The following is an 18,640-nucleotide window of genomic DNA, read 5'->3' as shown; positions in this document are numbered from 1 at the left end:
ATTATTTTACTAAAAAAAATTATTGACTACCACCGCCGTTATCTCCGTTTCCTCTCCTTTTTTCCATCGCGGCTTTTCTTTCTGCTTTTAAAGCATCATAAGCTTTTTTCTGATCATCAGTTAATAAGGCCGTAATTTTAGCATCACTGTCTGACATGATACCTGCAACTTTGGTTTTCATTGCGCCCTTGTCTTCTTTACTGTCTTCCCAAGCTTTGTTCATTTGTGTAGCCTGATCAGTGTAAATGGCCAGTACTTTTGTTTTCTGATCGTCATTCAGACTCAATTTTTCAGCCAGTCTGTCTGTAGATTTTTTAGCTCTTTCAGCCGGATCCGCCATTTTACGGCCGCCTTGTGCGTTTGCAAAAGTGATTACACTAAATAACAAACAGAAGATCATCAATAACTTTTTCATAATTTTTCTTTTTTTTAGTTTTAATGTTGCTGAAATCTCCTTATCGGGATTCCCAATGTATGTGTTTTGTAATTGTTTAGAGGAAAAAAGATACACAGGGTTTAATCCCAAATTGTAATTAATTTGTTGCAGAAAAAAAAGAAAGATGTTGACTGATTTTATTTGCCGGAATCGACGGCAGAAGGATTTTCATCAAACCACTTCTCTTGTACCCGAAGTACTTTTTCTATGACATCCCGAACAGCCATGCGCCCGCCCTTTTGCGGAGATATATACATAGATATGGATTTGATCTCTTCAACAGCATCTGCCGGACAGGTGGGCAGGCCAACCCTTTTCATCACTTTATAATCAGGGATATCATCACCCATATAAAGCACCTCAGCATCTGTGATCTGATGCTGATGAAGGAAATCCTCGTAGACTTTAACTTTATCGGATACCCCCAAATGAACATGTTTAATTCCGAGGCCATCAAAGCGTTTTTGCATGGCTGCACCGCTGCCACCGGAAATGATACAAACCTGATAGCCTTTTTTGACGGCCAATTGCAGGGCATAACCATCTTTTATATTAAATGTGCGCAAAAACTCTCCGCTATCAGTTGCTAAGATATCGCCGTTGGTTAATACACCATCTACATCGAAGATGAAGGTGCTGATCTCTTTGAGTTTTTGCAGAAACATCGTTTAATCCTGGTTATCTCTCCATTCATAAACCCAGGCAGACTGGATTTGCTCCAGATGGCCTTCATTACTTTCTTCTCTGGTTCCTTTAAAATTAGGCAGTTCCAGTACCCACTCTATCAATTCTGTAAAGCGGATGCGGTAGATTTTCGCCTCGTTAAAATCATCACCAAACTTTTCATACAGCTCCTGAGCTATATCTTCATGGTCGTTCCAGTAAATCGGAAGCGCAAATTTATCTTGCATAAATGGTTGTTTCTATTTGATTAATGGCCTAAAAACTCTGATTGGTCTGGTATGGTTACCTCTATATCTCCATCAATGACTACACATTGGCAGCCCAGCCTTGAGGTGATCCTTGGACGAACAGCCCTGTCAATGAAATCTTCTTCTTTATCAGAGATTTCCTGGATATTGTCCATTCCTTTGGTCACATACACGTGGCAGGTACTGCAACCGCATACCCCACCGCAATTGTGCTGTAATTCTATTCCATGGTCAAGGCAAGCATCCAGTACCGATTCTCCACCGGTAATAGGAAGTTCAATTGGATCTTTACCTTGTTCTTCAAAATTTATTCTTAATTTAAAAATACTCATAATGTGTGTCAAAAATAAGAAGCAAAAACGGCAATTCGGTTATAGATATGTTTTTTTAATGCTTTTGCTTAGTGTTTTATAAATTTCTGCCAGTTCAGGCATGTTCTGCAGTAATTCCAGGTGTTTTTCCAGGGTTTGTTTGTCGTCACGAACGGCCGGTCCTGTCTGTACATCATAAGGCAAAGCTGTCTGTACTTTTTCCGCTGTTTCCAGGATCAATGGCCTCAGCAAATCAAAACTCAGTTCGTTCTGCTGCAGGATTTGCTGCCCCAGATGGTAAAGATGATTGGTAAAGTTACAGGCAAATACTGCCGCCAGGTGCAGCAGCTTCCGGTCTGCACTGCTCACTTCGTATATCAGGGGGCTGATGGCTTTTGCAATTTCTTTGAGCAAAACCTGGCTCTCCGCTGTTCCGGCTTCAATACATAAGGGTATTTTGCTAAAGTCGACAGCTTTACTTTTAGAAAAAGTTTGCAGTGGATAAAGCACCCCAAAATGCTTGGTCGCAGCGGGTTTAAATACATCGATGGAGGTTGCCCCGGAGGTATGGACAATAAGCCCCCAGACACCTTTTAAACTGTCTGCTATTTCAGCAATAGCATCGTCCTTAACAGCAATGATATATAGATCTGCGTTCCTGTCTACATCTTTAAGCTTGTCTGTTGCTGTTGCTCCTGTTTGCACGGCAAGTACCTCTGCATGGCTTAAAGTCTTACTCCAGATCTGCAGAAGTTCGGCACCCGCCGATTTAAAAGCCAGAGCCATATGTGTGGCTACATTTCCGGATCCCAGACAGACTATTCTCATCTTAAAGGTTTTAGTTCTTTTTTCCTCCTTAAAATAGAAATAAAGAATCCGACAACCATCACAATAGTTCCCACCCAATATAAATTGATATATGGGAACTCTATAGATTTAAATACGACCCAGTCTTTAGCTTGTTGTGGTTTTTCGTACACCTGAAGTTCTACTTTCTTCTGATCAGGAATGATTTTGGTAAACCTGACACGAAGGCCAAGTTCATCAATATTCCTTGCAAAATCGAAAGTATTATTACCTTTCACCAGGAACAGCGGCTCTGTTTTATAGATTTTTCCGTTCAGGTTAATTTCCAGTGGCAAACCAACAGCTACGTCTTTGGCATCCAGTTTAAGATCTTTAGCCACAGGTTTAAAGTTCAGGTTCTGAACGGTAATTACCCCACTACTGGTATGGATCGTATCACCGGTACTTACGTTCAGTACCCGTGGTGCTTTATAGTTTTCTTCCTCTGAATGTCCGTCGTGACCTGCATGCGCTGCCTGTTTATCTGGCGCACTGGTAATATGGGTGTAGATATCAAAAGTCAGGTAGTGTTTGGTATCCGGAGAGGCAATCAATCCCATCTTTTCATTCACCTGAACATGTGGGTTCAAGTCGAAATCTTCTTTAATGGCTCCGGTCTTTTCGTCCATCACTTTAAAATTCAGCTTATAAAAAGTATTGGGCGCAACGGTTGTATCACTTACATAGGTAACCGTATACCGGCCCATCTTTTTAGGCTCATTTCTATACAAAACAATGTTCTGACCCGGTTTCTCTACTTTTTCAAAGTCCTTTACCGGAATGAAATTCGTATCGTTGATCGAGATCGGTTTGCTGGTCGCAGCAGCAACTAAAGCCCCAAGCAGCAATAAGGCAAATCCCACATGGGCCACCGCAGCTCCAACCAGTTTACCCTTACCTCCAAAGCCCTGCACAACGACACGGGCATTAGACAAGATGGCAAATACACAGCTAAAGCTCAGCAGAATATACATCAGATTATTATAAACATTTGTTACCCAAACAAACAACGCGGTCACCACCAGGGAAATGATGATGGATGCAATCAGGCTGCTGTAGAATTTACGGGTATCTGTTCGCTTGTACTTCAGGAACTGTGAGAAACCAGATATAATAGTCACCAGAATGGCAAAAGGTGCCTGCCATTGGTTATAATATTTAATAGCGTCTATTGGAGGTGCGAAATTGGTTCCAAAAGCTTTATTGAATACGGGAACTGAGGTAGAGAAAATCACCTGGATACAAGCTACTGTAACAACCAGGGCACCGATAAACATCCAGAACTCCCTGGAATAGGTTTCCTCATCTTTATTGGTGATCGGCAATTCTTTCCATCTGGAGATCAGCAGGTAGACGGGAATGGCCAGGAAAACCACGTTATACAGGATCAGATGTCCAAACATGCCCAGGTCAGTGAAGGAGTGCACCGAGGTTTCACCCAAAATACCACTTCTGGTTAAGAAGGAGGCATACAATACGAGAATAAAGCTCAGCAGGACCAGAACTATTGCTGTAAAAAAGGCATGTCCGGTATTCTTGTAAGCGATCATCACGTGTACACCACCGATGAGCATGAGCCATGGAATCATCGAAGCATTTTCTACAGGATCCCAAGCCCAGAAGCCGCCAAAATTCAGTGCCTCATAGGCCCAGAAAGACCCCATGATAATACCTGTTCCAAGGATCATACAGGCAAATAAAGCCCATGGCATAGCTGGTTTAACCCAGTCTTTATATTTACGCTGCCATAGTCCGGCAACGGCATAAGCAAAAGGAACTACCATACTCGCAAAACCAAGAAAAAGGGTTGGCGGATGGATGACCATCCAGTAATTTTGCAGCAATGGATTTAAACCGCGCCCGTCGGTAATGAATTTAAGGTAATTCTTGAAATTTTCAGGGTTAGCAAAAACAACTGGTGCCATGTCTTTCAGGTTCACCGCATCCCTGAGCAGGATGAAAGGTGAACTTCCGATACGTTCACCGAAAATCTCTACCCCCAACAACATAGATGTTAAAAAGGCCTGAGAAAAAGCCACCACAGTCATCACCCCATTTTCCCAGTTTTTAGCTTTCCTGATCAGTATAACACCCAGCAGAGATTGCCAGAATGCCCAAAGCCAGAAGCTTCCCTCCTGTCCTTCCCAAAAGGCAGAAACAATATAATAAACAGGTAAAGCTTTTGAAGAATGGAAATAAACGTAATAATATTCATTAAAATGATTCAGGATCAGATAAAACAAAGTTGAACCTATACCAATAACACTCAGCCAGTTGATGACAAAAGCAATCCTTCCTAAACGTTGCCAGGATTTTTGCTCTTCTGGTTCTTTATTTTTTACGGCAAAGAAATAAGATAATGCTGAAAGCAAAGAGGCTGAAAACGCCAGAACAATAAGAAACTGCCCGATCTTGCCGGGAAGGAGGTTTTCTCCAACAAATTGTATATCCATTAAATGTGTTAGTTGTATTGTTTTACTTGTCCGTCCCGCTTCACTTCCACAAGGTTATCATTGTATTTGGAAGGACATTTCATCAATATTTTAGAAGCGTAAAAAGTATCGTTCTTCATTTCCCCGATGAGGACAAGTTTTTCGGATCTTTCAAAATCCTGAGGTTTGGCACCATTATAAACTACTTTATTCACCTGTCCTTTAGAATCTTTCATATAAAAAGCAAAGTGATTGGCATCTTTTTGTGCATCATAGTACATGCCTTTGTTTTTTTCCCAGTAGCCCATTACATGGAATTCTCTGGCATCTTTAGCGGCTTCTGTAAAGGTCGAATAATTACTGGTGTCAGCATTTAAGCTTACCAAAAACCCCACACAAATTGCGATTGTGATTAAGCCTATAATTGCACTTTTTCTCATGGATACTTACCTGTTAAAAGAATAACCACAAATATAAAAAATATACCCGCCTAATCACTTTGGAAAGCCCTCTATTCCAATTGATGACATTTTATTGATAGTTCTCTGACAAAAAGTAAACAATAAAAAACAATGCCGCTTCAATGAAGGTATTCAGACCGGACCAAAGAAGGCACATGGCTTCTCATTTTTAAGACTTTAGGTTTGGAAACACGGCGGATATAGGGTTCCCAGGAATGTGCTCTGTAATAATCCTGGTGCGCCATTTCTGCAGGATAAAATACCTCAAAAGGTTTTAATTCGGTAACCAATGGATCTGCATAGTAATGGCTTTGCTCTACTTTATCCATCACAACTCTGATGGTCTTATATTCTTGTGGGGAACGGTAAAAGGCAATTGACCGGTAATCAGAGCCAAGATCTGGGCCCTGCCCGTCCATTTGAGTTGGGTCATGCGCGTAAAAAAAAGCGGAAACCAATTGCTCATAACTAATTACAGAAGGATCGTAATAGACCTGCACACTTTCTGCATGACCGGTATTTTTTGCGGAAACAGCAGTATAATCCGGATTTCTGGTCTGCCCACCTGCATATCCGCTAATCACTTTATGTACACCTTTGAGTTCCAGCATGCATTCCTGCATTGCCCAGAAACAACCTCCGGCAAAATCGGCTACCTTTTCATTTCTCTGAGGTGCCGGGAGGACGGCAAACCCGTTGCGGCTTTGCAAATGTTGAGTATCTGAGGTGCAGCCTCCCAGAAAAAGCAAGGCAGCAATCATAAAAAGGAAGTCTGGTCTCATGTTTCTTAAATATACGAAAGCTGACAGGGGAAGATCCTCATACTTGTGTAATAAAAAAAAAGCCGTAGCGGGATTCCGCTACGGCTTTTTCTATCGGTTCAAGACCTGATTATGGCCAGATACCTAAATTCATATAAGAAACAGCAATTTTGTCGATTGAACCAACAAAAGCAGCTGTTCTTAAAGTTTGAACACCTGGTTTAATCATTAAAGTCTCTCTGATCTCATGGTAAGAATGGATCATGGTATCCTCCAAACCTGAATTCACCAGCTCTAACTCAGAAGCACCTTTAACCAGCATAGAACGGTGTTCCGCAGGGATGCTTTTTCCAGTTAATGTTTCCAGTGTATTGATCAGGTTGGCATTGGAATTTTCTGCATAACGGTTTTCCATACGTCCAAAAGCGACGTGAGAAAGGTTTTTCAACCATTCAAAGTAAGATACAGTTACACCACCCGCGTTGCAATACATATCCGGGATGATGATACCGCCCATTTCAGTGAAGATGGCTTCTGCTTCCGGAGTAGTTGGTCCGTTCGCGCCTTCTGCAATGATTTTAGCTTTGATATTTCTGATATTTTCTTCTGTGATCTGGTTCTCTAAAGCAGCAGGAACCAAAATATCGCAAGGTTGTTCCAAACCTTCCATTGAATTTTTAAATTCTTTGGCACCAGGGAAACCAAGGATGGATCCTGTCAGCTTACGGTGTGCAAATACTTCGTCAATGTTTATTCCATTTTCGTTGTAGATGGCACCTTCGAATTCGCAAAGTCCAACGATGGTTGCACCAAATTCTGCAAGGAATTTACCGGAATGGTAACCTACGTTACCTAAACCCTGGATAATTACTTTTTTATCGCCTAGGCCTGCCTTCAGACCGATTTTCTTCATGTCTTCCGCTACACTTACACATTCTCTTACGGCATAAGCTACACCACGGCCGGTGGCCTCTTTACGGCCTCTGATTCCGTGTAAAGCAATAGGCTTACCGGTAACGCAACCTAAGGCATCCAGCTGTCCCGGATTCATGGTCATATAGGTATCTGCGATCCAGCTCATTTCACGCTCACCGGATCCATAATCTGGAGCAGGAACGTCGATACCAGGACCGATAAAGTTCTTTTTAATTAATTCTGTAGTATAACGACGGGTAATGTTCTCCAGTTCCCCTGTTGTATAGTTTTTTGGGTTGATTTTGATCCCTCCTTTTGCGCCTCCAAAAGGTACGTTAACGATGGCGCATTTGTAGGTCATTAAAGCCGCCAGTGCCATTACCTCATCTTCGTTTACCATATCGCTGTAACGGATACCACCTTTGGTTGGGCTCATATGGTGAGAGTGCTCTACACGCCAGGCGTCAATAACTTCAAATCCGTTTCCTCTGCGAATTGGAAACTGGAAACGATACACACTGTTACAAGCTTTGATTTGGGTAAGTAAACCTTCCGGATGGGAGGTGAATTGTGCGGCACTGTCAAAATTTTTACAAACATCTGTAAAAAAATTGGTCTCGTTTGCTGTATTAGCCATTATTTGTTTTTTATGAATTTGAAATAAGTTCTTATTCTTTGGTGCAAAATTGCATTAAAAAAAGTGATTAATGCAAATAAAAAACGACTTAGTGTATGCACAACACCACAGCTAAGATGCAGCAAAAACTGGCCTTAAACAGTTTAAAATTAGTTTTTACCAGTAGATTTTTTTTCAATTTTTTTTAATCTGCGATCCAGCGAAAACAGATAAAACAACAATCCTACCAGGATAATCACGATACAGAGCACGACAACGTATATTTTTCCATTGCTACGCAGTACATCAGCCATCTCTACACTATCTGTCTGAGCAAACAGCTGTACTGAACTGAACAAAAGGGCAAAAGCCACTATAAACTTCTTCATGTTATGAGTTTTGTTGGTTTTCTATGGAACGGATTCTAAAACGAATTGTATAAATCCAGTAACCGATGATGGACCAGCCAATAAAGGCCGGATACAATACCATCCGCATTCTCTCATCGAGATCATACTTATTAAATCCCGGATTTCCGCCATTACCCGGATGCAGAGAATCTGATAGCCTTGGTAAAACCAGGATCAGTACAATCATCATTGGGAAAGCGAAAATATTATAAATAGCGGAGATCTTGGCCCTTTTTTGCTGCTCATCAATCGCGTTCCTTAAAATCAGATAGGCAAAATACAAAAGGATGGCCACAGCGGTAAAATTCTGTTTAACGTCAAAACTCCAGTACTGGCCCCAGGTATATTTGGCCCAAAGAGAGCCGGTGACCAGCCCAAGTAAACTGAAAACCACACCGACATTCACACTCTCCACTGCCCGCAGGTCATCGGCCTGGTCGCCGGTCAGTAAATGTTTAATGCTATAAAAAACGGATATGGAAAAAAGTGTCAGCATGGCAAACCACATAGGCACATGAAAATAGAGGTTCCTGATGGTCTCATTTAAAATTGGCAGATGGGGCACGCCCAACAGTAAACCGGCCACTGTTGTATATATAACAATTACAGATCCTAAGATCTTCCACCAGCTTTTGTACATAAATCCGTTCATATTTAATCGCGCCAAAGGTAAGGAAATAACAATAAAGATGCACAAATGGCCATTACATTAATCATCAGCAAGATACCGATCTCATCCAGGCTCACACTTCTGTCCAGCCCGTCAATGGCATTCTTTGCCAGCCGGATCAATACAATAAGTACAGGAATAATGACCGGAAAACTTAGGATAGCCATCAGCATTCCGCCATTGCCAGCCTTACTTGCGATAGCCGAAACCATAGTAAAAATGGTAGAAAAACTTAAACTCCCCAATACAACAGCCACATAGAACATCAAAAAGTCGACAGGTACATAACTAAAAACAGTTGTATATACTGCCAGGGCTATGGTGGTCAGGACCAGCATCAGCAGAATATTATAAATCGTTTTGGCCAGGATAATTGCTATAGGGCTGGCCACTATATAGCTGTACAGCTGCTGCCCCTTGGTTTCCTGCAAAAAGCCTTTGGAAACACCATTAATAGATGAAAAAAGGATAATGATCCAAAATAAGGCATTCCAGGTGATTTTGTTGTCAATGGTAATAAAAGACAGAAAACATACAAATACGGAAGAGACTACATACAATAAAACACCATTTATGGCGTATTTTGACCGCCATTCCAGTAGTATTTCTTTTTTAATGAGGTATTTTACCTGGTTTAATAAATGCATCTTGGGGCAAAGATAATTTTTAATCACTTATTTTTAATTCATTAGCGCCGTTTGTAATTTAAATATCAATAATATTGTATTGCCGTGATAAAATATGGCAGCGCACAAAAACATGAAGCAATGAACCCTTATTTAGATATTGCACTGCGAAGCCTGGCTGTATATGCGTTTATGCTGGTGGCCATCCGTCTGACCGGAAAAAAAGAACTTTCGCAATTAAACACTACAGATGTTGTCCTGATTCTTTTAATTAGTAATGCGGTTCAAAATGCGATGGTCGGCTCAGATTCGAGTCTGCTGGGTGGGCTTTGTGCTGCTGCTGTGCTGTTCCTGCTCAACTATGTTTTAAAGAAGTTCATGTTCAAAAACAAACGCCTTCGTGACCTGGTCCTGCAAAAACCAGAGATCCTGATCCACGATGGAAAATTAGATTTTGACAAGTTGAGTGCACTGGACATTACCAATGAAGAATTACAGGAAGCCTGCAGGGAACATGGTGTTGACCGTTATAAGGATGTTAAACTGGCTATCCTGGAGGCCGATGGCAATATCAGCATCATCAGTGGAGAAGGTTCACTGAAACATACGCAGTATAAAAGAAAGAAAAAGAGAAAAGCCCTGGGTGGCTTAAATTAGGAACAGGCGCTAGATTACTGGCGCCTGTTCTGTATTAAATACTTTGGGTTTCCTGACACTGATCAGGCATAAGGTACCTGCAAAAATAACCAGCCATCCCCATTTGTATTTGACCATACCGGCCGCAAAATTGATGACCTTCTTGAAATGCACAAAGCTGAAATAATCATGAGACTTGAAATATACCCCCGCCAGCGTAAGGAGCACCAGCCCTATACCAGCCCATCCGGCAAAACGGATTAACCCCGCTTTCTGGAGCAAAGCTCCAATCAGCGCTATGGTCACCAGGCAATAGAATACTGTAGCCAGCGTCTGATCAATATCAAAATAGTTCCAGTTGCCCATAATGGGTACCCTGATGAGTGGACATAACCCACCAGCAGCCATAATTACTGCACCTAAAATTCCCTGAATCCTCATTTTTTATTGTTGTGTAATCCCCATTTTATCTGCAAAATGAGCGCAGTAATCCCGCAGGTCTTCTACAATTAATTTTTCGCCGGTTGCTTTCAGAAAGCTATCTCCCATGGTTTGCAGCGTTTCATAAAAAAATCTTTTCATTTCATCTACCGGCATATCCTTAGTCCAGAGATCAATCCTCAAAGAGTTTTTGTAATTGTGGTCCCACAGGGCAAGCATCATAGATTTTACCGCAACTTGCTCTTTAGTTTCTGAATCAGTTGATTCCCACAACAGATTTTCGGGCACGTTATTATCATCCAGTTCTACAGTGATTTTTATTTCAGCTTTCTTCATTTTAAAATATGATGGTTTTTATAATAAGTATCAAAACTAGGGTAAACAAGATCAGGGTACATTCCACTACCCAAAGCTTTTTCAGCGAGGGAATGGCTTTCCGGAAGATCAGATCTGAAATGATGGCCACCAGGCAGGCAAATAAACAAAGTACAGCAAACAGCCAGTTTACTTTCTTTTCGATCCCTGCTCCTGAGGCATCTCCTGTCAGAAAAAAATAAGCAGCAACCAGACTTCCCGCAGCAAGTATATTAAGCGGTGTAAGCCGGATGGCAGATTGCTTTACTTTTTGAACTTCTTTTTCTTCCATGGAGGTGTCCTGTCGTTTTTCTTTCCGGCCGGTGGAAATGTTTTCTTCTTTTCATGGAATGCTCCTTTAAAATCGGGATCATCCTTTCTCTTTTGAAGATCTATTTCCTTTGCAATGGCTTGTCTTTCGTCATATGGTGTTTCTTCCACAAAAACTTCAGGCGGCAAAGCTACAACAGGAATTTGTTGTCTGATCAATTTTTCTATCTTCCTGATGTAATATTTTTCAGCTTCTGTACAAAAAGTGAGTGCCTCACCTGTTGCGAAGGCTCTTCCTGTACGTCCGATACGGTGTACATAATCTTCGATAATAATAGGTACATCAAAATTGATCACATGGCTGACCTCACTGACATCAATTCCCCGTGAGGCAACATCGGTGGCTACCAGCACACGAATATTTCCTTCCTTGAAACTGTTGATAGAGTTGATCCTCGTATTTTGTCCTTTGTTGGCATGGATGACCCGAACTGCTTCCGGTCCAAACCTGCGCTCAATAAAGCTAAAAATATTATCGGCCACAGTTTTAGTTTTGCAGAAGATGATGAGCCTTTTTACTTCCTCATCATTTTTAAGCAAGAACTGCAGCAGATTGATCTTGGTTTTAAAATTGGGCACCTCGTACAGAGACTGGGTGACCGTAGAAGCCGGCGTAGCCTGTGCTGAGGCTTCAATAATAGTTGGGTGTTTTAGAAAATCTCCTGCAATTTTCTGCACCAGATCACTCATAGTGGCCGAGAACAGCAAGTTTTGTCTTCTGCGGGGAACTACCTCTAGTATCCGGTGGATGGAACCAATAAAGCCCATATCCATCATTTTATCGGCTTCATCCAGCACTAAGAATTTCAGGTATTGGGTATTGATATGTCCGGCCAGATAAAGATCTAAAAATCTTCCTGGTGTGGCAATGATCAAATCGGCACCTCCTTTGAGCTTCTCGATCTGAGTTTTAGGGCCTATTCCGCCAAAGATCACTACAGAGCGGAGGTCCGTATATTTAGAAAACAGCTGTACCTGTTCTGCAATCTGCATAGCAAGTTCCCTGGTCGGAGCAAGAATTAAAGCCCTTGCGGAATCGCCCTGTGCATATTTCAACTGCATAAGCATAGGTAAAACATAGGCAGCAGTTTTCCCGGTTCCTGTTTCAGCAATTCCAAAAATATCCTGTCCGGAGAGTACCGGCGCAATGGCTTTTTCTTGTATTGGGGTGGCAACAGTAAACCCCGCGTCCTCTACGGCGTTTAGGATCTGTCGGTTGAGGTTAAACTCTTCGAATTTTTTGGGCATTTTGCAAAAATAGTCAAAATTTATTTAGTGGCTGAGAAAACTGTATACTCATCATCAGCCTGAATTTATAGAATTGATTTTAATTTTTTTCCTAATTTTGAAGCCTATGAATACTATTCTGATAAAAGCTGCTTCTTTGGTCAATGAGGGCCAGATATTTATTGCCGATGTCCTGATCAAAGACGGATTTATTGAAAAGATCGCTCCTTCGATCAGCCAAAGCGCCGATCTGGAGATCAATGCCGAAGGGCTACATCTGTTTCCTGGAATGATTGATGACCAGGTACATTTCAGGGAACCCGGATTGACGCATAAAGCGGACATTTTTTCGGAAAGCATGGCTGCTGTTGCAGGAGGCATAACCTCCTTTATGGAAATGCCCAACACTGTTCCAAATACATTAACCCAGGAACTGCTGCAGGACAAGTATAAAATTGCTTCTGATGTATCACTGGCCAATTACTCCTTCTTTATGGGGGCATCTAATGACAACCTGGAAGAGGTTCTTAAAACAGATCCTAAAAATGTATGCGGCATTAAGGTATTTATGGGGTCTTCAACCGGCAATATGCTGGTTGACAATGCAAAAGTTTTAGAGAACCTTTTTAAGGAAGCGCCTATGCTGATTGCCACGCACTGCGAAGATGAACAGACCATACGCCGCAACATGGCCATTTATAAGGAAAAATACGGGGATCAAATCACCATCGACATGCATCCGCTGATCAGAAGTGCTGAGGCTTGTTATACCTCCTCTTCTATGGCTGTTGAGCTCGCTAAAAAGCACAATACCCGCTTACACATCTTACACATCTCCACAGCCAGAGAAGTTGCGCTGTTCGACAGCAAAACCGCTTTGAAGGATAAAAGAATTACTGCAGAAGCCTGTGTACATCACCTTTGGTTTGATGACCGGGATTATGCTGAAAAAGGAAACTGGATTAAATGGAATCCGGCTGTAAAAACAGAGCAGGACAAAGATGCCATTTTAAAAGGTGTACTGGATGGCCATATTGACATCATTGCAACAGACCATGCTCCTCATACCATTGAAGAAAAAGAACAGCCCTATCTGCAGGCACCTTCTGGTGGCCCCCTGGTACAACATGCGCTCTCCGCTTTATTAGAGATGTATCATCAGAAAAAAATAACCCTGGAACAGATCGCTGAAAAGACAGCACACAATGTGGCTACTTGTTTCAATATTGACCGGCGAGGCTTTATCAGGGAGGGTTACTGGGCAGATCTCGTGTTGGTTAACCTAAATGACCCTGTTAAGGTAACCCGCGCAAACATTTGGTACAAATGCGGTTGGTCACCTTTTGAAGGTCAGGTATTCCAATCAGACATTACCCATACCTTTGTGTCCGGTAACCTTGCCTACCATAAAGGAAAATTCACCACGAATGAGAAAGGACGCCGCTTAACCTTTAACAGATAATGAACAAAACTTATAAACCTGCTTTAAGGCAATTCCTCATCGAACTTGTCCTGGCAGGTTTAATTTTTGCCTGGGGGCTGAGCAGCAGTTTAACCGAAAGCTGGTATTACGATGGTCTTTATCCGCTTATTTCTGTAGCCTTAAGGTCGGTCAGTTTTCTGTTTCCGTTTGCACTGGGCGATTTTTTGTACCTGCTGCTGATCGGCTATATGATCTGGAAGCTGTGGCTTTTCAGTAAAGTGCTATACAAAAAAGGACTTGAGCGTAAACACCGCGTATTGATTCCCTTACAGCTCTTGAACTTTCTACTGATCCTTTATATCGCTTTTAAACTTCTTTGGGGCCTGAATTATTCCAGACCATCTGTATCTTCTACTCTGGCCATCGGCCATAAAAAATACAACGTAAAAGAACTGGTGATGCTTGGAAATTTTTTGATTGGCCGGATCAATGAATTACAGCAGCTGAAAGACCAACGGCCTGCCGATCAAAAAACGGCTTACACTATTGCAGAGCTTCGGCAAGGCGCCAAACAGGCCTATGATCTGATGGCGCAGAAACAAGCATTTTTCGATTATACCCGACCTTCAGTAAAACCTGTACTGAACAGTTGGGTCATCACTAAGATTGGAATTGAAGGTTATTACAGCCCGCTTTCCGGAGAGGCCAATGTGAATATGCGCATTCCTCCTGCCGAATTGCCTTTTATCGCCTGCCACGAAATTGCTCATCAGATTGGGGTAGCAAGAGAAGATGAGGCCAACCTGGTGGGCTACCTGGTTTCAACGAGCAGTGCTGATCCTGACTTTCGCTATTCCGGCTATTATTCTATATTAAGAAACGTATTGTTCGAAATCCGCATGAAATCTCCGGAGGATTATAAAGTATTATATAAAACCATTCATCCCGCCGTACTTCTGAACTACAAAAAAGACCGGGAGTTCTGGAGAAAATATAATGGCGAGATGGTCGATTATTTTGGAGCAGCCTTTGATAATTTTTTAAAATTAAACAATCAAAAGAAAGGATTAAACAGCTACCAGGATATTGTACTCTGGGTATATAATTTCCATGAGAAAGAATTAAAATAAGACAGCAGGCTTTCATCACCAAAACATCAAATTAGCGGTTTAAATAAGAAAAGCATTAAAAACATTCCTAAATTTGCCAGACTATGGCAAAAATATCCATTAACCTGGCAACGGGTTCTTTACAACAAGAAGAGATCATCGTTGGAATTGATTTAGGAACAACAAACAGTTTGGTTGCTTTTATCAATCCTGAGAAACATCCGCAAGTGATCAATGACCTGGGCAAAGGTCTTCTGGTACCCTCAGTGGTTCATTTTAATGCCCAGGGCGATGCCCTTGTTGGAAATGATGCCAAAGAATTTTTAATTACAGATCCGGAAAACACCATTTTTTCTGTAAAACGCTTACTTGGTCGTTCTTATAAGGATGTAGCCAGCCATCAGGATACCTTTTCGTACAAAATCATTGATGATGATCAGGATGCATTGGTCAAGATCAAAGCTGGAAATCGCTTTTATACGCCCATCGAGTTGTCTGCAGAGATCTTAAAGGAACTTAAGGGCCGGGCAGAACATGCTTTAAAAACACCTGTAAACCGGGCTGTAATTACAGTTCCGGCCTATTTTAACGATAGCCAGCGCCAGGCCACCCGTGATGCGGGTAAACTGGCTGGTCTGGATGTTTTAAGAATTGTAAATGAACCAACAGCGGCAAGCCTGGCCTATGGACTGGGTTTAGATCCTGCTCAGCAGAAAACCATTGCCGTATATGATTTGGGTGGAGGCACATTTGATGTTTCTATTTTATCCATTCAAAATGGAATCTTCGAAGTTCTGGCAACGAACGGCAATACCTTCCTGGGTGGAGATGATTTTGACCGGGCTATTGTCCATTACTGGATTGAAAAGAATAAACTGGACCAGCAACAACTGAAAGAGAATGCTGGCCTGATGCAACAACTTCGTCTTAAGGCCGAAGAGGCAAAAAAAGCCCTGTCTACACAGAATTTATTTAATGAGAAGCTGGGTGATATCTGGTGCAGCATAGATAAAAATACATTTGAAGACTTGATTTCTTCCAAAGTTGAGCAAACGCTGGACTCTTGTAAGCAAGCCCTTAAAGATGCCAAACTCAATGCTGCTGATATTGATGAAGTGGTCCTGGTGGGTGGCTCTACGAGAACACCATTTGTTAAAAAACAAGTCAGTACTTTCTTTAACCGCGAACCTCATGACCAGATCAATCCGGATGAAGTAGTTGCTCTTGGTGCTGCGATACAGGCCGACATCCTTGCGGGAAATCGCTCTGACATCCTCTTACTCGATGTAACCCCACTTTCCTTAGGTATAGAGACCATGGGCGGCTTAATGGATGTGATCATCCCCAGAAATGCAAAAGTACCTACAAAAGCAGGCAGACAATATACCACCTCTATCGATGGTCAGGTCAACATGAAAATATCAGTCTTCCAGGGCGAACGTGACCTGGTGCAGGAGAACAGAAAACTAGCCGAATTTGATTTAAAAGGGATTCCTTCCATGCCTGCGGGATTACCTAAAGTGGATATTAATTTCGTCTTAAATGCGGATGGTATTTTAACTGTTCAAGCCATTGAACTGCGCTCAGGAGTTAAACAGGAGATTGAAGTCATTCCTTCTTATGGTTTAACGGATGATGCCGTAGAAAAAATGCTGATTGACAGCATTACCTATGCAAAGAGTGATGTAGAACAGCGTATGCTGATTGAAGCTAAGGGCGAGGGAGAACAACTGGTTTATACCGCAGACCGTTTTGTAGAAAAGAATGGGCAGGTGCTGACTGAAGAAGAAAGAAAAGATACTTTGACCCATATTGAGGCTTTGAAATCTGCATTACAGACTGGTGGTAAAGATGAGATCCTTAAAAAAGCAGATGAGCTGAATGAATTTACCAGACCATTTGCTGAGCGCCTGATGGACCTCGCTGTGGCCCAGGCCATGAAAGGTAAATCTATTTAAGGCATAGCAAATATTCCGTTCCCGATCTTTAATTTTACGTAAATGAAGCAAGTCTTTATTTACGTAACGTTGACGGGAACACTGCTCGTTTTCGGATCCTGGGGATTTTATGCCCATAGGCAAATCAATCGCCTGGCTGTATTTACCCTACCTAAGGGCATCAGCCGCTTTTACAAATCCAACATTACTTATTTATCAGATCACGCGGTTGATCCGGATAAGAGAAGATATGCAGACACCGCAGAAGCCCCAAGACATTACCTCGATGTGGAAGCTTATGAAAATTGCATAGACAGTATTCCAAGAAAGTGGGATCTTGCTTTAAAAAAATATGGTAGGAAAATGTTACAGGAAAATGGAATACTCCCCTGGCATATTCAGCGAAGCTATCTGAAACTGGTTAATGCCTTTAAACAAAAGGATTCTGTTAAAATACTGGTCTGTTCTGCCCAATTGGGGCATTACATTGCCGATGCACATGTACCACTGCATACAACCAACAACCACAATGGACAACTTACAAACCAGGTGGGCATCCATGCCTTCTGGGAAAGCAGGTTGCCGGAGCTCTATGCGGATCGTTATAATTACCGGGTTGGTAAGGCCTTCTACGTTAACCAGCCATTGCAGGAAGCCTGGAATATGGTCAGCCATACGCACACCTTAGTGGATTCTGTTTTGAAACTGGAAGCCAGGTTAAGTCTGAGCTTTCCCCATTATAGAAAATATAGTTTTTCCAAAAGAAAAGGCTTGTTGACCAGGCAATACTCCGAAGATTATTCCAAAGCTTATCATGAGGCCATGAACCATATGGTAGAACGTCAGATGCGTTTGGCTATCCTATATATCGGTTCCTTCTGGTATTCTGCTTGGGTTGACGCAGGCCAGCCGGATATGGAGCAACTCAAAAGAACTGACCTTACCTCAGAAGAAAGGCAAGCAGAAACCTTGGAAAACTTAAAATACGAAAAGGGATCAATTATCGGACGTGAATACTAGACCGCTTTATTTTCCTTCTTTTTCAATTTTGATTTAACTGCTGCCAGTATTGCGGGAAGGAATGTAACTACAGCAATCACGATGATCACGATGTCGAAATTCTTTTTCACAACTGGAATCTGACCAATGAAATAACCAGCCAGTAATAAACTTGCAATCCAGGCCACACCTCCTATTACATTGTAAAAAGTGAACCTGCCAAATGGCATCTTGGCAACTCCGGCAACAAATGGGGCTATTGTTCTGAAAATGGGCAGAAAACGGCTAAAAATGATTGCTTTACCACCGTGCTTTTCAAAAAACTCGTGTGATTGATGATAATATTCGAGTTTCAGTATTTTGTTCTTTTCGCTAAATACCCTTATCCCCAGAATACTACCCAGTTTGTAGTTTAAACTATTACCAAGAATAGCGGCTGCAATAAGAATCAGCAACATGACCCAGATATTTAACCCTGTATTTTCTCCAGCAATTAAAGTACCCATAGCAAACAACAGGGAATCTCCAGGCAGAAATGGAGTAACAACGAATCCTGTCTCTGCAAAAATGATCAGAAAAAGGATAAGATAAGTCCAGGTTTGGTAATCCCTGATGATCTCCTCCAGGTGTTTATCAATGTGGAGAATAAAGTCTAATAATTGTGAGAAAAGTTCCAAGGCAGTATAATTAAATCCAAAAATAGGAATATCAGGGTATTTACCATGATCATTATAAAAAAATGGCTTATTTAATACAAGCCATTTTTTT

The 18,640-nt window shown here is 41.8% G+C and carries 22 protein-coding genes; 5 read left to right on the top strand and 17 right to left on the bottom strand.

What is annotated here, in order from left to right; all coding sequences use genetic code 11:
* Positions 1 to 19: 19 nt before the first annotated feature.
* The 12 genes from R2S08_RS18430 to R2S08_RS18375 all read right to left on the bottom strand — a co-directional run bounded on the left by R2S08_RS18430 (position 20) and on the right by R2S08_RS18375 (position 9,437).
* Entirely contained in the window at positions 20 to 415 is a 396-nt protein-coding gene (locus R2S08_RS18430; RefSeq protein WP_316836499.1) for a DUF4890 domain-containing protein, read from the bottom strand.
* A 158-nt stretch (positions 416 to 573) separates the two neighbouring features.
* A complete protein-coding gene (locus tag R2S08_RS18425; RefSeq protein ID WP_316836498.1) occupies positions 574 to 1,101 on the bottom strand; it encodes an HAD-IIIA family hydrolase in 528 nt (175 codons plus the stop codon).
* 3 nt (positions 1,102 to 1,104) lie between these two features.
* Entirely contained in the window at positions 1,105 to 1,347 is a 243-nt protein-coding gene (gene iscX, locus R2S08_RS18420) for a Fe-S cluster assembly protein IscX (RefSeq protein ID WP_133780211.1), read from the bottom strand.
* 20 nt (positions 1,348 to 1,367) lie between these two features.
* Positions 1,368 to 1,700: a 2Fe-2S iron-sulfur cluster-binding protein gene (locus tag R2S08_RS18415; protein WP_108555049.1), complete on the bottom strand. Its 333-nt coding sequence runs from the start codon at positions 1,698 to 1,700 to the stop codon at positions 1,368 to 1,370.
* 39 nt (positions 1,701 to 1,739) lie between these two features.
* The gene (locus tag R2S08_RS18410) at positions 1,740 to 2,507 is read right to left on the bottom strand and encodes a Rossmann-like and DUF2520 domain-containing protein (protein WP_316836497.1); all 768 of its coding nucleotides are present in this window, start codon (positions 2,505 to 2,507) and stop codon (positions 1,740 to 1,742) included.
* The gene (gene ccsA / locus R2S08_RS18405; RefSeq protein ID WP_316836496.1) at positions 2,504 to 4,978 is read right to left on the bottom strand and encodes a cytochrome c biogenesis protein CcsA; all 2,475 of its coding nucleotides are present in this window, start codon (positions 4,976 to 4,978) and stop codon (positions 2,504 to 2,506) included. Before ccsA (R2S08_RS18405) ends, R2S08_RS18410 begins: the two co-directional genes overlap by 4 nt.
* Positions 4,979 to 4,986: 8 nt before the next feature.
* A complete protein-coding gene (locus R2S08_RS18400) occupies positions 4,987 to 5,397 on the bottom strand; it encodes a cytochrome c maturation protein CcmE (protein WP_316836495.1) in 411 nt (136 codons plus the stop codon).
* Between the two features lie 140 nt (positions 5,398 to 5,537).
* Positions 5,538 to 6,200 (bottom strand): peptide-methionine (S)-S-oxide reductase MsrA, encoded by a 663-nt coding sequence (gene msrA / locus R2S08_RS18395; protein ID WP_316836494.1) that lies wholly within the window; start codon positions 6,198 to 6,200, stop codon positions 5,538 to 5,540.
* A gap of 109 nt (positions 6,201 to 6,309) precedes the next feature.
* Complete coding sequence (locus R2S08_RS18390; RefSeq protein ID WP_133780208.1) at positions 6,310 to 7,731, bottom strand: Glu/Leu/Phe/Val family dehydrogenase; 1,422 nt, start codon at positions 7,729 to 7,731, stop codon at positions 6,310 to 6,312.
* Between the two features lie 149 nt (positions 7,732 to 7,880).
* Complete coding sequence (locus R2S08_RS18385) at positions 7,881 to 8,099, bottom strand: CcmD family protein (RefSeq protein ID WP_316836492.1); 219 nt, start codon at positions 8,097 to 8,099, stop codon at positions 7,881 to 7,883.
* Position 8,100: 1 nt separating this feature from the next.
* Positions 8,101 to 8,760 (bottom strand): cytochrome c biogenesis protein CcsA, encoded by a 660-nt coding sequence (gene ccsA, locus R2S08_RS18380; protein WP_133780291.1) that lies wholly within the window; start codon positions 8,758 to 8,760, stop codon positions 8,101 to 8,103.
* A 14-nt stretch (positions 8,761 to 8,774) separates the two neighbouring features.
* Complete coding sequence (locus R2S08_RS18375) at positions 8,775 to 9,437, bottom strand: heme exporter protein CcmB (RefSeq protein WP_108555056.1); 663 nt, start codon at positions 9,435 to 9,437, stop codon at positions 8,775 to 8,777.
* A gap of 120 nt (positions 9,438 to 9,557) precedes the next feature.
* Here R2S08_RS18375 and R2S08_RS18370 point away from each other — a divergent pair, with 120 nt between their 5' ends.
* On the top strand, positions 9,558 to 10,073 hold the full coding sequence (locus R2S08_RS18370; protein WP_316836491.1) for a DUF421 domain-containing protein: 516 nt from the start codon (positions 9,558 to 9,560) through the stop codon (positions 10,071 to 10,073).
* Positions 10,074 to 10,082: 9 nt separating this feature from the next.
* Here the strand turns inward: R2S08_RS18370 and R2S08_RS18365 are convergent, their stop codons facing one another.
* The 4 genes from R2S08_RS18365 to R2S08_RS18350 are packed head-to-tail and all read right to left on the bottom strand — an operon-like array spanning position 10,083 to position 12,425.
* Positions 10,083 to 10,493, bottom strand: coding sequence for a hypothetical protein (locus R2S08_RS18365; protein WP_316836490.1), 411 nt, complete (start codon positions 10,491 to 10,493; stop codon positions 10,083 to 10,085).
* 3 nt (positions 10,494 to 10,496) lie between these two features.
* Positions 10,497 to 10,829, bottom strand: a complete 333-nt coding sequence (gene gldC, locus R2S08_RS18360) for a gliding motility protein GldC (protein WP_108555058.1) — start codon at positions 10,827 to 10,829, stop codon at positions 10,497 to 10,499.
* A gap of 1 nt (position 10,830) precedes the next feature.
* The gene (locus tag R2S08_RS18355; protein ID WP_316836489.1) at positions 10,831 to 11,139 is read right to left on the bottom strand and encodes a hypothetical protein; all 309 of its coding nucleotides are present in this window, start codon (positions 11,137 to 11,139) and stop codon (positions 10,831 to 10,833) included.
* The gene (locus R2S08_RS18350; RefSeq protein ID WP_133780203.1) at positions 11,112 to 12,425 is read right to left on the bottom strand and encodes a DEAD/DEAH box helicase; all 1,314 of its coding nucleotides are present in this window, start codon (positions 12,423 to 12,425) and stop codon (positions 11,112 to 11,114) included. The genes R2S08_RS18355 and R2S08_RS18350 overlap by 28 nt, the downstream gene beginning before the upstream one ends.
* 106 nt (positions 12,426 to 12,531) lie before the next feature.
* Here R2S08_RS18350 and R2S08_RS18345 point away from each other — a divergent pair, with 106 nt between their 5' ends.
* The 4 genes from R2S08_RS18345 (at position 12,532) to R2S08_RS18330 (ending at position 17,893) form a co-directional block, all read left to right on the top strand.
* Positions 12,532 to 13,866 carry a dihydroorotase gene (locus tag R2S08_RS18345; RefSeq protein WP_316836488.1) on the top strand — a complete coding sequence of 445 codons (1,335 nt, stop codon included), beginning with the start codon at positions 12,532 to 12,534 and terminating at the stop codon, positions 13,864 to 13,866.
* Positions 13,866 to 14,957 (top strand): DUF3810 domain-containing protein, encoded by a 1,092-nt coding sequence (locus R2S08_RS18340; protein ID WP_316836487.1) that lies wholly within the window; start codon positions 13,866 to 13,868, stop codon positions 14,955 to 14,957. Before R2S08_RS18345 ends, R2S08_RS18340 begins: the two co-directional genes overlap by 1 nt.
* An 83-nt stretch (positions 14,958 to 15,040) precedes the next feature.
* Positions 15,041 to 16,894 (top strand): molecular chaperone DnaK, encoded by a 1,854-nt coding sequence (gene dnaK, locus R2S08_RS18335; RefSeq protein WP_316836486.1) that lies wholly within the window; start codon positions 15,041 to 15,043, stop codon positions 16,892 to 16,894.
* A gap of 42 nt (positions 16,895 to 16,936) precedes the next feature.
* The gene (locus R2S08_RS18330; protein ID WP_316836485.1) at positions 16,937 to 17,893 is read left to right on the top strand and encodes a zinc dependent phospholipase C family protein; all 957 of its coding nucleotides are present in this window, start codon (positions 16,937 to 16,939) and stop codon (positions 17,891 to 17,893) included.
* Here R2S08_RS18330 and R2S08_RS18325 read toward each other — a convergent pair.
* Positions 17,890 to 18,549: a DedA family protein gene (locus R2S08_RS18325; RefSeq protein WP_316836484.1), complete on the bottom strand. Its 660-nt coding sequence runs from the start codon at positions 18,547 to 18,549 to the stop codon at positions 17,890 to 17,892. The genes R2S08_RS18330 and R2S08_RS18325 overlap by 4 nt on opposite strands.
* Positions 18,550 to 18,640: the final 91 nt, after the last annotated feature.

This window comes from Pedobacter nutrimenti, from assembly GCF_032678445.1.
Classification (GTDB): domain Bacteria; phylum Bacteroidota; class Bacteroidia; order Sphingobacteriales; family Sphingobacteriaceae; genus Pedobacter; species Pedobacter nutrimenti_A.
The sequence above is the reverse complement of the archived record's forward strand: the minus strand, read 5'-3'. Positions and strand labels throughout refer to the sequence as shown.

Coding starts and splice junctions, on each gene's coding strand:
- R2S08_RS18430 (WP_316836499.1), bottom strand. CDS start 415: ATGAAAAAGTTATTGATGATCTTCTGTTTGTTATTTAGTGTAATCACT.
- R2S08_RS18425 (WP_316836498.1), bottom strand. CDS start 1,101: ATGTTTCTGCAAAAACTCAAAGAGATCAGCACCTTCATCTTCGATGTA.
- iscX (WP_133780211.1), bottom strand. CDS start 1,347: ATGCAAGATAAATTTGCGCTTCCGATTTACTGGAACGACCATGAAGAT.
- R2S08_RS18415 (WP_108555049.1), bottom strand. CDS start 1,700: ATGAGTATTTTTAAATTAAGAATAAATTTTGAAGAACAAGGTAAAGAT.
- R2S08_RS18410 (WP_316836497.1), bottom strand. CDS start 2,507: ATGAGAATAGTCTGTCTGGGATCCGGAAATGTAGCCACACATATGGCT.
- ccsA (WP_316836496.1), bottom strand. CDS start 4,978: ATGGATATACAATTTGTTGGAGAAAACCTCCTTCCCGGCAAGATCGGG.
- R2S08_RS18400 (WP_316836495.1), bottom strand. CDS start 5,397: ATGAGAAAAAGTGCAATTATAGGCTTAATCACAATCGCAATTTGTGTG.
- msrA (WP_316836494.1), bottom strand. CDS start 6,200: ATGAGACCAGACTTCCTTTTTATGATTGCTGCCTTGCTTTTTCTGGGA.
- R2S08_RS18390 (WP_133780208.1), bottom strand. CDS start 7,731: ATGGCTAATACAGCAAACGAGACCAATTTTTTTACAGATGTTTGTAAA.
- R2S08_RS18385 (WP_316836492.1), bottom strand. CDS start 8,099: ATGAAGAAGTTTATAGTGGCTTTTGCCCTTTTGTTCAGTTCAGTACAG.
- ccsA (WP_133780291.1), bottom strand. CDS start 8,760: ATGTACAAAAGCTGGTGGAAGATCTTAGGATCTGTAATTGTTATATAT.
- R2S08_RS18375 (WP_108555056.1), bottom strand. CDS start 9,437: ATGCATTTATTAAACCAGGTAAAATACCTCATTAAAAAAGAAATACTA.
- R2S08_RS18370 (WP_316836491.1), top strand. CDS start 9,558: ATGAACCCTTATTTAGATATTGCACTGCGAAGCCTGGCTGTATATGCG.
- R2S08_RS18365 (WP_316836490.1), bottom strand. CDS start 10,493: ATGAGGATTCAGGGAATTTTAGGTGCAGTAATTATGGCTGCTGGTGGG.
- gldC (WP_108555058.1), bottom strand. CDS start 10,829: ATGAAGAAAGCTGAAATAAAAATCACTGTAGAACTGGATGATAATAAC.
- R2S08_RS18355 (WP_316836489.1), bottom strand. CDS start 11,139: ATGGAAGAAAAAGAAGTTCAAAAAGTAAAGCAATCTGCCATCCGGCTT.
- R2S08_RS18350 (WP_133780203.1), bottom strand. CDS start 12,425: ATGCCCAAAAAATTCGAAGAGTTTAACCTCAACCGACAGATCCTAAAC.
- R2S08_RS18345 (WP_316836488.1), top strand. CDS start 12,532: ATGAATACTATTCTGATAAAAGCTGCTTCTTTGGTCAATGAGGGCCAG.
- R2S08_RS18340 (WP_316836487.1), top strand. CDS start 13,866: ATGAACAAAACTTATAAACCTGCTTTAAGGCAATTCCTCATCGAACTT.
- dnaK (WP_316836486.1), top strand. CDS start 15,041: ATGGCAAAAATATCCATTAACCTGGCAACGGGTTCTTTACAACAAGAA.
- R2S08_RS18330 (WP_316836485.1), top strand. CDS start 16,937: ATGAAGCAAGTCTTTATTTACGTAACGTTGACGGGAACACTGCTCGTT.